We start from the raw sequence: 13,414 nt of genomic DNA, 5'->3' as shown, positions 1-13,414 counted from the left end.
ATTTAGGAAAATGGATATTAAAGAAATTCAAAATCTTATAAAGTTTGTAGCTAAATCTGGTGCAAGCGAAGTAAAGTTAGAAATGGGTGAAACGAAAATCACTATAAAAACAGGAAGTAACGTACCTGAAACAACTATTATTCAGGCAGCTCCACAGGTTACTGCTCCACAAGTAGTTGCTACAGCTCCTCAGATTGCTCAGACTGAAGTTTCTGCAACTCCAGTAAAAGAAGCTCCTGTTAACGATGATTCTAAATATGTAACTGTAAAATCGCCAATAATTGGAACTTTTTACAGAAAACCATCGCCTGATAAGCCTACGTTTGTAGAAGTTGGTAGTGATATTAAAATTGGAGATACCGTTTGTGTTATTGAAGCTATGAAATTATTCAATGAAATTGAATCTGAAGTTTCAGGAAAAATAGTTAAAGTATTGGTAGATGATTCTACACCTGTAGAATTTGACCAACCTCTTTTCTTAGTTGATCCATCATAATTGTAGTTCTTAGATAAACGAGTATTTAGAATTGTAACTATTTTCACTTTCTAAATCCGTAATTCTAACTCTAAATCTTTATATTATGTTTAAAAAAATACTAATAGCCAATAGAGGAGAAATTGCATTACGTGTAATTAGAACCTGCAAAGAAATGGGAATAAAAACAGTTGCTGTTTATTCAAAAGCAGATGCAGAAAGCTTACATGTTCGTTTTGCTGATGAAGCTGTATGTATTGGTCCTGCCCCAAGTAGTGAGTCTTATTTAAAAATGGCAAATATTATTGCTGCAGCTGAGATAACAAATGCAGACGCTATACATCCAGGATATGGCTTTTTATCAGAGAATGCTAAGTTTTCAAAACTATGTGAAGAGCACGAAATTAAATTTATTGGTGCTTCCTCAGAAATGATTGAAAAAATGGGAGATAAAGCTACAGCAAAGGCAACTATGATTGCTGCTGGTGTTCCTTGCATTCCTGGCTCAGAGGGGATTTTAGGGTCTTATGAAGAAGCTGAGAAACTTGCTGTAGAAATGGGGTTCCCTGTTATGCTCAAAGCAACCGCAGGAGGTGGTGGTAAAGGAATGCGTGCTGTTTGGAAAAAAGATAACCTTCTCGATGCATGGGACTCTGCTCGTATGGAGGCGAAAGCATCTTTTGGAAATGATGGTATGTATATGGAAAAACTTATTGAAGAGCCTCGCCATATTGAAATACAAGTGGTTGGAGATGCTTTTGGTAAAGCATGTCACCTTTCCGAAAGAGATTGCTCTGTCCAACGTCGTCATCAAAAATTAACCGAAGAAACACCTTCTCCATTCATGACAGACGAATTACGTCAAAAAATGGGAGAAGCTGCGGTAAAAGCTGCTGAATTTATAAATTACGAAGGTGCTGGTACTGTTGAATTCTTAGTAGATAAGCATCGTAATTTCTATTTCATGGAAATGAATACTCGTATTCAGGTAGAGCACCCCATTACAGAGGAAGTGGTCGATTATGATTTAATTCGAGAACAAATTTTAGTGGCAGCAGGAGTACCTATTTCTGGGAAAAACTATATGCCTCAGCTTCATTCAATTGAATGTAGAATTAACGCTGAAGATCCTCACAATGGATTTAGACCTGCTCCTGGAAAAATAAATTCTTATCATGCTCCAGGTGGGCATGGAGTTAGGATTGATACGCATGTATATTCTGGTTATATGATTCCTCCAAACTACGATTCTATGATTGCCAAATTAATCGTAACTGCTCAAACAAGAGAGGAAGCTATTAACAAAATGAAAAGAGCTTTAGATGAGTATGTAATCGAAGGTGTAAAAACAACCATACCTTTTCATAGACAACTGATGGATCATCCAGATTATGTTGCAGGAAATTATACCACTAAATTTATGGAAGATTTTGAAATGAATTCTTAGTTAGTTATTCAACTAAATATAGTTAATAAAAACCGGTACTTTTGTACTGGTTTTTTTTATTGTCTACCTTCGTACCATGAAACTTATTTACAATATTATTATTTCAACGACCTATTTTTTCTTAAAAAAAATTTCTTTTGTAAGCAAAAAATTAAAGCTATTTACTGAGGGCAGAAAAAAAAGTTTTCATATTCTAAGTGGTATTAAAACAACCGATAAAGTTTTCTGGTTTCATGCCGCCTCACTTGGAGAATTTGAACAAGCCAGGCCTATTATTGAAACAATAAGAGATACTTATTTTGACTATAAAATTGTAGTAACATTTTTCTCTCCATCAGGCTATGAAATACGAAAAAATTATCCTTACGCCGATTTTGTTTGTTACCTTCCCTTCGACACAGAAAGCAACATGAGAAAATTTGTTTCTTTAATACATCCTACCATTGCTTTTATTATAAAATATGAATTTTGGCCCAACCTCTTAGATCAACTCGAGAGAAAAAAAATCAAAACAATTTTAATCTCTGGAATTTTTAGAAAGAATCAATTATTTTTCAAATGGTATGGAAAATATATGAGAAAAAAACTAAACACTTTTGATTATTTTTTTGTCCAAAATAGCACCTCACTTTCACTATTAAGATCAATTAACTTTACTAATGCTATAAGAAGTGGTGACACTAGGTTTGATCGTGTAAATGATATTTTAAAGCAAAATAATCAAATAACCTCTATTGAAGAATTTATAAACGATAAACATACAATAGTAGCGGGTAGTACATGGCCTGAAGATGAAAAATTTATTGTTGACTACATTAATAATCATTTATTAAACAATGAAAAAATTATCATTGTTCCGCATAATATTCATAAAAATAAAATACGTGAATTAAAAGCTTCTATTTCTAAAAATGTTGCATTACTCTCACAACAGAAATTAGTTAATTTTAAAACTTGTCAAGTTTTAATTATTGATACAGTTGGTTTGTTAACTAAAATTTATTCTTATGCAGACATTGCCTATGTAGGTGGGGGATTAGCCACTGGACTTCATAATATACTGGAACCCGCTATTTTTGGGATTCCAATTATTTTTGGTGGTATTAAATATAAAAAATTCCAAGAGGCCGTTGATTTATTAAATTTAGGAGGAGTAACAATTGTTACAAACAAAAAAGAATTAATTCATAATTTTGTAGATCTAAGAACTAATAATGAGTTAAGACAGAAAATGGGAGCCATAAACTTTAACTATATCACCAAAAATACTGGTGCTACAAAAATAATTTTGGAATATATAAAAAATAATTTATGCTAGATCTATTATTACAACCATGGCCATGGTACGTATCAGGAGTACTCATAGCTTTTGTATTATTCTTATTTTTTTACTTTGGAGAAAACTTTGGTGTTTCTTCAAATCTTGAAACTTTATGCACCATAGCAGGTGCTGACAAAGTTAGTAATTATTTTAAAAAAGACTGGAAATCAAAAAAATGGTCTCTTATTTTTCTTATTGGTTTAATTATTGGTGGCTTTTTTACCAAAACCGGGCTAACTTCATCTTCAGAAATTAGTCTAAATCCTGTAACAATAAAAGATCTTGAATCTATGGGTTTTACTGATGCTGGTAAAACATACGTTCCTAAAGAATTATATTCTGTTGACCAATTATTTACCATGAAAGGCTTTAGCTTACTTCTAATTGCGGGTATTTTTATTGGATTTGGAACACGATACGCTGGTGGTTGTACTTCAGGGCATGCTATAACTGGTATTAGTAGTTTACAACTACCTTCTTTAGTAGCTGTAATAGGATTTTTTATAGGAGGATTGTTTATGACTTGGGTTATATTCCCTTTAATTTTTAATTAGTATGAAATTATTTAGATTTTTATTGATAGGCATATTTTTTGGAATTGTATTGACAAAATCAGAAGCTATTTCTTGGTATCGAATATATGAAATGTTTAAATTTCAATCATTCCACATGTATGGAATCATTGGAACAGCGGTTGCTTTTTCTACAGTGTTTATATTCTTCTTCAAGAAAGGGGTTATTAAAAACTTTTTAGGACAAAAAATCATAATCAAAGACAAACAAAAAGGTTGGTTCAGAACACTAATCGGTGGTACAATATTTGGATTAGGGTGGGCATTAGCCGGAGCTTGTCCTGCACCTATCTTTGTTCTTATCGGAAACGGTGTATTTCCAATTATTATAGTTCTTATTGGAGCCGTATTAGGAGCATTTCTTTATGGTTTAACTCATAAAAAACTCCCTCATTAACATTATTTTACTTATTAAAAGCTTAAATTTTAACTACAACATATCCTTTAGAAGTTCTTTTGTGATAACGTCCTTTCCAAAAATAATATTTTTTACCCTTTACACGAACCACTTTGTATTTTGCAGGCCTTTTTACAACTACAATTTTTTGTGCAGGCCTCTTAACTACCACTCTTTGTGAACATGATATTGTTAAAAACCCGAATAGCATAATTAGAATAATTAATAAACTTCTCATTAGATAAAACTTTTATAATGGTAAGACTTACAATATTTAAGAAGGTTTAATCTATTTCTTAAAATTTATTTTTACTTCCTAAACATTTTTAGCAACATATTGTATTCTTATATTACTACTATTCAGTTAGTTTCAAAAAAAATTAAAATCTCACCCTTAATAATATCAAAGTAATATTTGGGTATTAAAACTGCAAATAAAAGGCTTGCTTTTTCTCTCAATTAATAATTAACTCTCTTTAGGAAATGCTTGCTTATTAAAAATAAATAATAAGACTACTCCAATAGAAATCCATGAGTCAGCACCGTTGAAAATAGCATTAAAAAAAGTAAAACTCTCTCCTCTATACATTGGGAAATATAGCATATCAACAACTTTCCCATAAAATAATTCACCATAGGGATTCTCTGCAAAAAGTGTCGCAACTTGTCCATGCGATGAATCAAATATAACTCCATAAAATACAGAATCTATTATATTCCCAATAGCACCTGCAAGTATTAAGGAAATAGCTATAATTACGCCAATATGAGTATTCTTTTTAATATTTTGAATCAACCAATATATAATTCCAGAAACAGCAAATAATCGAAATAACGTCAAAAAGAGTTTGCCTGCTCTTCCACCTAACTCAACACCCCAAGCCATTCCGTTATTCTCTGTAAAATGAATTTTAAACCAATCGGCAAAAACTACTACTTCTTCTCCCAAAGTAAAATGAGTTTTTACATAAATTTTACTAATTTGATCAATTAGAATTGCCAAAAAAACTGTTACGATTGCTATATTTTGTTTTGTCATTTTCAAGAATTAACGATGACAAAAATAAGAAAAGAATTGGAAGGAATTTAAATTATATTTTTGAAAAAATAAGTAATCATTAATTATAATGAATAAATTTGTAAGCGTGATTATTTATCTCTTTAACAAAAAAATTAAACCTTGGTTGATATACCTAAACCACTCTATTTTTTTATTTTAGTTACTCCCCACTCTTTGTAATTTCATTGCTATCTATTAAATTATTACAATTATGGAAAGTCTATTTTTTATATGCTCAATAATAAGCATGTTTTTAGTTGATGAAAAAATAGCAATTGCTCAAACTGATAAAACAAAAAACAAAGAAAATATTTGGAAAGCTTCTAGCGAGGATATTCTAAAAATCTTATGTACTACAAAACTTCTGAAAACCTACATATTCCCCAATAAAAAATATATGATTCTGACAAACCCTATTGTGTGTTTTACAATATCAGAATTATCTCAACCGATGCTCAAACCAATAGGAATTCGTGTAAATCCTAAAAATAATTATTATCATGGGAAGCATGGTGGTACTTCTAAAATAGTTTTAACAATAAAAAATGGAAAAACTATTCCTTTAAATATTCCCAAAAAAGAAGAAGTACATTCTATTTACTGGACTCCTGAAGGAAAACATTTTGCATTATCTATAGGATTTAAAAACAGGATGGAGTTATGGCTAATAGGTGTAGATGGTGACATCGAAAGGATTCCCAATATAACACTTAATCCCCTAATGGACAAAATCATAAAATGGTTTCCAAATAAAGAAAATATTTTAATTAGAAAAATCACCAATAGGAAACCAGCATCTCAAAAAACATTGATTCAAGATGGTCCTAAAATTTTAGAAGATAATAGTCCAATGGCAAAGTCTACCCATAAATCAAGAAATCTTTTAACTTCTGCTTTCAACGATAAGCAATTTAACCATTGTAATCAATGTGGATTAGTTAAATACAATATCAAATCAAAAACAAGAAGAACAATTGGTTTAATTAAAATCTTAAAAACCATAAAATTAACAATGTAAATAAAATAACGTATCTATGCTACCTGATATTCCAAAAGGAAAACAACTAGTTGTATTTGATGGAGTTTGTAACTTATGCAATAGTAGTGTCCAATTTATAATAAAATATGATGTAAAAGAGCACTTTTTATTTACTCCAATAAAAGGTAAAACTGGAGAGAAAATTTTCAATCATTTTAAAAGTCAAATAAAATCGGTGGACTCTGTTTTTTTATATACCGCAGAAAAAAAAATATATTATGGATCAAAAGCAGTTTTATTAATAGCCTCAAAACTAAAGTTTCCAATTAGTCTATTAGTCATATTTTTAATTATTCCATCATTTATAACAAACTTTATTTATAATTATATAGCCAGAAATCGTTATAAATGGTTCGGAAAAAGAAAATATTGTTACTCACCAACTGAAGAACTAATGTCTAAATTTTTAAATTAACACTATTACTGAATACAACGAGGACTAGAAACAAAAAAGATCAATAAATTAATATTGATCTTTTACCTTTTTAGGAAAACTTATTTTATCCTTTTAACCAAGCCTCTTTCAACTGTTTTTCTTGAATAGAAGCTTTTGAATTCACTTCCAATCCTGAAACTTTAGTATAAGATTGAGTTAAGGTTGTTTTAATTAATATTTCTTTCCCTTTCCTATCCAACTTTACTTCTACATCAGTTCCTGGTTTCCACATATACATTTTCATAAAAACCTCCCTTGCTGTTTCTTTAGCTACCTTAATACCGTCAACTTCTTTTATGACATCATCTGGTAATACACCATTTTCAGTCCAAAAACTATTATTTTTTACAGCATTCGTAAATTTAACTGTCTGAGTTACCTTATCAGGATTAAAGATAATCTGTCCATTATTTTCAATATAATTTGTTTTCTCTTTAATTTCTCTTTCTTGTAACCCTACCTTGGAAAAGAACTTACTATAATCTATAGGGGTATTTCCAACAACATGCGTATTTAAAAATATACCAATAGATGGGTAAGTCATTTTAGTAATTTCTTCAATTAATTTTTCATCGTTAAAAGGTTTACTTTTACCATATTTTAAAGCCAACTCTTTCATTAAAGATAAAATCCCCCTTGCTCCATTACTCTCTTCCCTAAGAATTATATCTATACACATTCCAATTAGCGCTCCTTTTTGATATACGTTTAGGTATTGAGATGCATAAGGCTCTTCTAAAATATTTTCACTCATCTTTGTAAAACTCATAGTATCATCCATTGAAGAAGCTGCGCGAATTTTACCTAAAATTTTACTATAAAACTCATCCTCTTTTACCAAACCTTGATTTATTTGAAATAGCGTTGCAAAATATTCTGTTACACCTTCATACATCCATAGATGCTTTGAAAATGTTGGTTGGTTATAATCAAAATAATGTACATCTTCAGAATGAACACTTAACGGAGTTACAATATGAAAAAATTCATGCGAAACAACATCTATCATACTTTTTGCAAGTGCCTGATCTGGCATTGCTTCCGGTAATACAACCACTGTAGAAGTATGATGCTCCAGTGCGCCAAACCCTTTTGGTGCTTTTTCTGTTCCATCAGATAAATACAAATAAATATCATAACGAGCAGTACTATTAATGCTTCCTAAATACGTTTTCTGTGCTTGCATCATTCTTTGAACCACTTCTTTAATTTTTTTCGCAGAGTGAGTTTTATTTGGTGAATAAACACTTAACACTATCTTTATATCTCCGACCTGAAACTCCTCAACATCCAATTCTCCAAAAAACATTGGATTATCAGTAATATCAAAATATCTTGGTGCAAAATAACTAGATGTTATTGTATTGCTATCTGAATTTGTTTCTGAAGCTACTTCTTGTAAAGCCGAAGTTCTTTTATAATTGAGAGGAGAAACTACTTCTAACTTATATTGATTATTCTTCAAAGAGTCAAAATAACCAATAACCCCATGAAGATTTAGAACGTAATTTGTAGGCTCTATATTAGTTCCCGCGGGTGAAAAAGGCACCTTCTTTCCTATACCTCCCTGGAGCTCTTGGTCAAAGGTGTCATTTACTAAATAGATTATCTTATCTAATTGTGTTGCTTTACTAATTTCCCATGTATTTGTATCAACCTTAACTACTGGTAAATCATTACCGTTATAATCAATAGCTTTTAAATTGTCAATATACCTACCAAAATCGCTAACTGAATAGGTTCCTTGAACTACACGAGGTAACCTATAAATTACTTTATCTTTTGTAAATCGTCCTGGATTTATAATTACAGGAAGCTTATCTTCTTTAACTTTCGTTAAATCAAGCTGTGCTTTGATGGGTGATTTGATAGCTAAATCGTTGCTCTTTGTATTTTTTGTTGAGCCACAACTACTAAAGAGTAATACTGTAATTACCCCTAAAATTACTATTCTATTCATGTATTCTATTTTTCTTATAAGTTATAAGTCTTCAAAAATTAAAATCTGTTACATGTATAGAAATAATAATTTTGTTCACTAAACTTTTGAAGGTAAATATCTATTGTTCTAGATTCCGTTTACAAAAATATTCCCCAAAACAGAGTTTACAAAAAGTTGTTTTTCTTTTTCCTCTATTTGTTTCTTAAAAGGGGAATTAACTCTTTTTTCTTCAAACATTATTGTTCCTTTATTGGACCAAAATTCTTTTCTAAATTCACTATTATTAACATACAAATTTCCTTGAAAAAAATCTACTTTATAAAATCCTTCAACAGTATTCAAATAAATATTACCTCTATGTATAGCAATATGGAGGTTTCCGATATAACTATATGAATTAACACCTAAATTTTCTCCATTGACAACAACTGATTTATCTTTCGGTATCTCAATAATTGCACTTGTATTTGATATTCTTCTCGTTATATATTTTCGAAATACTTTTTTATCGTTAAATCTATAAGTATCTTTTTTTACTTGAAAGTAAAACACCTCTTGATCTTGAAGTGATTTTGTTATTATACTGTATTCTCCTTTTTTTTCCGTTCGTAAAAGAATTCGTATAAACTTATCTTTTGAATTTTTGATTATCAAATCATCTAATCCTTCTCCATTAATAACAATTTCATCTGTATGAGTTTCATAAATCTTACTCCATATTTCTTGTGATAGAACTACGGGGCTTATCCATAATACATAAGTAATAAAAAATACTAATCTCATATTTATAAAGGGTACCGTATAATAAAGTTTTTTATTTGTACTAAAACAAAAAAACAGGATTTCAAATTAGAAATCCTATTTTTATATTCATTAGTTATGTTTCAGTATACTTTCTATTGCTTACGTTTTGCTTCAATACTGAGGGTAGCATGTGGAACCAGTTTTAATCTTTCTTTCTGAATCAACTTTCCTGTTACCCTACAAATACCATAAGTTTTATTTTCAATTCTAATCAAAGCATTTTTCAGATCGCGAATAAACTTCTCTTGCCTTATTGCAAGTTGCATATTAGCTTCCTTTGCCATTGTATCACTTCCTTCTTCGAAGGACTTGAATGTTGGAGAGGTATCGTCTGTTCCATTATCTGATCCATTCTTATAAGAATCTCTTAATAAATTTAGGTCGTTTTCAGCTTTATCGATTTTATCTAGGATAATTTCTCTAAACTCCTGTAAATCATCGTCTGAATATCTTGCTTTTACATCATCCATAATGTTATATTTTTTCAATTAACATTTTACTTTTGATAGCATCAAATTCTATTTCTAAGCCATCTTCCAACGCATCTACAAAAACTAGTTCGTTGGTTAAAGTTTCTGTTTTAATATAATTCTCATTTGCCAATACTGATTCTTGTAAGTCCGCATAGGTCAAGAAAGTTAATCTTATTCTATCTGTTACTTCTAAGCCAGAATCTTTACGAGCATTTTGAATGCGGTTGATTAGTTCTCTAGCAACACCTTCTTTTCGCAAATCTTCTGATATTGTTACGTCTAAAGCAACAGTCAAACCTTCTGAATTTGCGACCAACCAACCTTCTATATCTTTTGATGAAATCTCAACATCATCAGAAACTAAATTAATCATTTTATCATTAACTTCCACATTAACTTCTCCTTCTTTTTCTAAAATCGCTATATCTTCTTGCGTAAAATCACTAATTTTAGTAGCTATAAGCTTCATATCTTTTCCAAATTTAGGCCCCAAAACTTTAAAGTTAGGTTTAATTTGCTTTACCAAAATACCAGAAGCGTCATCTAACAGTTCAATTTCTTTAACATTAACTTCTGATTTTATTATGTCAGACACCTCTATAATTTCGTCTCTCTGAGTTTCATCTAATATAGGAATCATAATCTTTTGTAATGGCTGACGAACTTTGATTTTTTCTTTAGCCCTTAAAGAAAGAACTAATGAAGAAATAATTTGTGCATTTTCCATTTTACGCTCCAAGACCTTATTGACAAAACTTTCTTTAAACTCAGGGAATTTAGCGATATGAACACTTTCTGAATCTTCAACACTAGTCGCATTTGTCAAATCTTTATATAATCTATCCATAAAAAACGGTGCTACTGGGGCCGCTAATTTACAAACCGTAAGCATACATGTATATAACGTCTGATAAGCTGAAACTTTATCTTGAGCATACTCTCCCTTCCAAAATCTTCTTCTACAAAGGCGTACATACCAATTACTTAAATGATCTTGTACAAAATCTGAAATTGCTCTTGTAGCTCTTGTAGGCTCATAATCTCCATAAAATTTATCTACTTGTAAAATTAATGTATTTAACTCTGATAAAATCCATCTATCAATTTCTGGTCTTTCTTTAATTGGAATATCTGCTTCACTAAAAGTAAAATTATCAATATTTGCATATAACGAAAAAAAGGAATACGTATTATATAACGTTCCGAAAAACTTACGTTTAACCTCTTCAATACCTTCGATATCAAACTTTAAATTATCCCATGGATTTGCATTTGAAATCATATACCAGCGAGTGGCATCAGGACCATATTTACTTAAGGTTTTAAATGGGTCAACAGCATTTCCAAGACGCTTTGACATTTTCTGTCCATTTTTATCTAAAACTAGACCATTAGATACTACATTTTTATAAGCTACAGAGTCAAAAACCATCGTACCTATAGCATGAAGCGTATAAAACCAACCTCGAGTTTGGTCAACGCCTTCGGCAATAAAATTAGCAGGGTAACTTTCTTGATTATCTATTAAGTGTTTATTTTCAAAAGGATAATGCCATTGAGCATATGGCATTGATCCTGAGTCAAACCATACATCTATCAAATCAGATTCTCTTCGCATTGTTTTTCCTGTAGAAGAAATTAAAACAATTTTATCAACAACATTTTTATGTAAGTCAATTTTTTCATAGTTTTCTTCAGACATATTCCCTACCTCAAAATCAGCAAAAATATCCTCTGACATCACGCCTGCCTCAACTGCTTTTATTATCTCTTCTTTTAATTCAGCAACAGATCCGATACAAATTTGTTCTGTTCCGTCTTCTGTTCTCCATATCGGTAAAGGAATACCCCAAAAACGAGAGCGAGATAAGTTCCAATCGTTGGCATTTTTTAACCAATTTCCAAAACGTCCGTCTCCTGTTGATTTAGGCTTCCAATTGATTGTTTCGTTTAAGCTAAACATTTTATCCTTAATATCGGTTACTTTTATAAACCATGAGTCTAAAGGATAATATAATATTGGTTTATCTGTACGCCAGCAATTAGGATAACTGTGTACATACTTTTCGACCTTGAAAGCTTTATTCTCAGTTTTCAATTTAATAGCGATTTCAACATCTACAGACTTTTCTGGTGCCTCTCCATCCGCATAGTACTCATTCTTCACGTATTTGTTTGCTAAATCTCCTAATTCAGGTCTAAACTTACCTTGCAAATTAACGAGAGGAACTAAATTTTCATTTTCATCTAAAATTAGCATAGGAGGAACCTCTGGAGTTGCCTGTTTTGCCACTAAAGCATCATCTGCTCCAAAAGTTGGAGCTGTATGAACAATACCTGTTCCGTCTTCAGTTGTCACAAAATCTCCTGCAATAATCCTAAAAGCATTCTCTGGATTTTGGTTTGGTAAAACATAATTCAATAGTTGTTCATATTTTATGCCAACCAAGTCTTTACCTATAAACTCTCTGTCTACAAAATAAGGAATCTGCTTCGCTCCAGCTTCATAAGTTGCTATATCTTCTATATTTTCAACCTGAATAAACTTTTTACCTGTAAATTGCTTTCCTACTAAGTTTTTAGCCAATACAACTTGAATTGGCTCAAATGTGTATTGATTAAATGTTTTTACTAAAACATATTCTATCTTAGGTCCTACAGTTAACGCGGTGTTACTAGGTAATGTCCAAGGCGTTGTTGTCCATGCTAAAAAGTAAACATCGCCATCAACTTTCAAAAAGTTTGGTAATGTTTCTTTAATCGCTTTGAACTGTGCTACCACTGTAGTATCAGTAACATCCTGATAAGTTCCAGGCTGATTCAATTCGTGTGAGCTTAAACCTGTTCCTGCTTTGGGTGAGTATGGTTGAATAGTATATCCTTTATAAAGCAGATTTTTATCATAGATTTGCTTTAAAAGCCACCAAACAGACTCCATATATTTAGACTTATAAGTAATGTATGGTTCATCCATATCCACCCAGTATCCCATTTTTTGGGTCAAATCATTCCATATATCAGTGTATCGCATCACTGCTTTTTTACAAGCAATATTATATTCTTCAACAGAAATTTTAGTACCTATATCTTCTTTGGTAATACCTAGCTCTTTTTCTACTCCCAATTCAACAGGTAAACCATGTGTATCCCATCCTGCTTTTCGTTTAACTTGATATCCTTTTTGGGTTTTATATCGACAAAAAATATCTTTAATAGCACGTGCCATTACATGATGAATACCAGGTAAACCATTAGCAGAGGGCGGACCTTCAAAAAATACAAATGGCTCGTTTCCTTCACGGCTAGTAATACTCTTTTCAAAGATTTTATTCTCTTCCCAGTAGTTTAATATTTCCTCAGCTACTTTTGGCAAATCCAATCCTTTGTATTCAGTAAACTTTTTACTCATTTTGTCATCGTATTTGTTGAAAGTGCGAAATTACGTATT

Annotated in this window: 13 protein-coding genes; 7 read left to right on the top strand and 6 right to left on the bottom strand. The window is 30.9% G+C overall.

Annotated elements, in window-relative coordinates; translation table 11 throughout:
- Positions 1-10 precede the first annotated feature (10 nt).
- The 5 genes from accB to AC2GW8_RS11275 all read left to right on the top strand — a co-directional run bounded on the left by accB (position 11) and on the right by AC2GW8_RS11275 (position 4,212).
- Complete coding sequence (accB, locus tag AC2GW8_RS11295) at positions 11-496, top strand: acetyl-CoA carboxylase biotin carboxyl carrier protein (protein ID WP_440879976.1); 486 nt, start codon at positions 11-13, stop codon at positions 494-496.
- An 85-nt stretch (positions 497-581) separates the two neighbouring features.
- A complete protein-coding gene (gene accC, locus AC2GW8_RS11290; RefSeq protein ID WP_440879975.1) occupies positions 582-1,922 on the top strand; it encodes an acetyl-CoA carboxylase biotin carboxylase subunit in 1,341 nt (446 codons plus the stop codon).
- Positions 1,923-1,998: 76 nt separating this feature from the next.
- Positions 1,999-3,240, top strand: coding sequence for a 3-deoxy-D-manno-octulosonic acid transferase (locus tag AC2GW8_RS11285; RefSeq protein ID WP_440879974.1), 1,242 nt, complete (start codon positions 1,999-2,001; stop codon positions 3,238-3,240).
- Positions 3,234-3,797 (top strand): YeeE/YedE family protein, encoded by a 564-nt coding sequence (locus AC2GW8_RS11280; protein WP_440879973.1) that lies wholly within the window; start codon positions 3,234-3,236, stop codon positions 3,795-3,797. Before AC2GW8_RS11285 ends, AC2GW8_RS11280 begins: the two co-directional genes overlap by 7 nt.
- 1 nt (position 3,798) lies before the next feature.
- Positions 3,799-4,212 (top strand): DUF6691 family protein, encoded by a 414-nt coding sequence (locus AC2GW8_RS11275; RefSeq protein WP_440879972.1) that lies wholly within the window; start codon positions 3,799-3,801, stop codon positions 4,210-4,212.
- Between the two features lie 22 nt (positions 4,213-4,234).
- Here the strand turns inward: AC2GW8_RS11275 and AC2GW8_RS11270 are convergent, their stop codons facing one another.
- Both AC2GW8_RS11270 and AC2GW8_RS11265 read right to left on the bottom strand, forming a co-directional pair.
- Positions 4,235-4,450 (bottom strand): DUF6515 family protein, encoded by a 216-nt coding sequence (locus AC2GW8_RS11270; RefSeq protein WP_440879971.1) that lies wholly within the window; start codon positions 4,448-4,450, stop codon positions 4,235-4,237.
- A 228-nt stretch (positions 4,451-4,678) separates the two neighbouring features.
- On the bottom strand, positions 4,679-5,251 hold the full coding sequence (locus tag AC2GW8_RS11265) for a lipoprotein signal peptidase (protein ID WP_440879970.1): 573 nt from the start codon (positions 5,249-5,251) through the stop codon (positions 4,679-4,681).
- A gap of 232 nt (positions 5,252-5,483) precedes the next feature.
- Between AC2GW8_RS11265 and AC2GW8_RS11260 the strand changes: the two genes are divergently transcribed.
- Together AC2GW8_RS11260 and AC2GW8_RS11255 are read left to right on the top strand one after the other, a co-directional pair.
- Complete coding sequence (locus AC2GW8_RS11260) at positions 5,484-6,290, top strand: hypothetical protein (protein ID WP_440879969.1); 807 nt, start codon at positions 5,484-5,486, stop codon at positions 6,288-6,290.
- Positions 6,291-6,306: 16 nt separating this feature from the next.
- On the top strand, positions 6,307-6,726 hold the full coding sequence (locus AC2GW8_RS11255) for a thiol-disulfide oxidoreductase DCC family protein (protein WP_440879968.1): 420 nt from the start codon (positions 6,307-6,309) through the stop codon (positions 6,724-6,726).
- An 85-nt stretch (positions 6,727-6,811) separates the two neighbouring features.
- On the opposite strand, the gene AC2GW8_RS11250 is transcribed toward AC2GW8_RS11255, so the two are convergent.
- The 4 genes from AC2GW8_RS11250 to ileS form a co-directional block, all read right to left on the bottom strand.
- The gene (locus tag AC2GW8_RS11250) at positions 6,812-8,707 is read right to left on the bottom strand and encodes a M61 family metallopeptidase (RefSeq protein ID WP_440879967.1); all 1,896 of its coding nucleotides are present in this window, start codon (positions 8,705-8,707) and stop codon (positions 6,812-6,814) included.
- 108 nt (positions 8,708-8,815) lie between these two features.
- Positions 8,816-9,472 (bottom strand): hypothetical protein, encoded by a 657-nt coding sequence (locus AC2GW8_RS11245; protein ID WP_440879966.1) that lies wholly within the window; start codon positions 9,470-9,472, stop codon positions 8,816-8,818.
- 113 nt (positions 9,473-9,585) lie between these two features.
- Positions 9,586-9,963, bottom strand: coding sequence for a TraR/DksA family transcriptional regulator (locus AC2GW8_RS11240; RefSeq protein WP_440879965.1), 378 nt, complete (start codon positions 9,961-9,963; stop codon positions 9,586-9,588).
- Between the two features lie 4 nt (positions 9,964-9,967).
- Positions 9,968-13,375: an isoleucine--tRNA ligase gene (gene ileS / locus AC2GW8_RS11235; RefSeq protein WP_440879964.1), complete on the bottom strand. Its 3,408-nt coding sequence runs from the start codon at positions 13,373-13,375 to the stop codon at positions 9,968-9,970.
- Between the last annotated feature and the right edge of the window lie 39 nt (positions 13,376-13,414).

The sequence above is a fragment of the Tenacibaculum profundi genome (assembly GCF_057162725.1).
The sequence above is the reverse complement of the archived record's forward strand: the minus strand, read 5'-3'. Positions and strand labels throughout refer to the sequence as shown.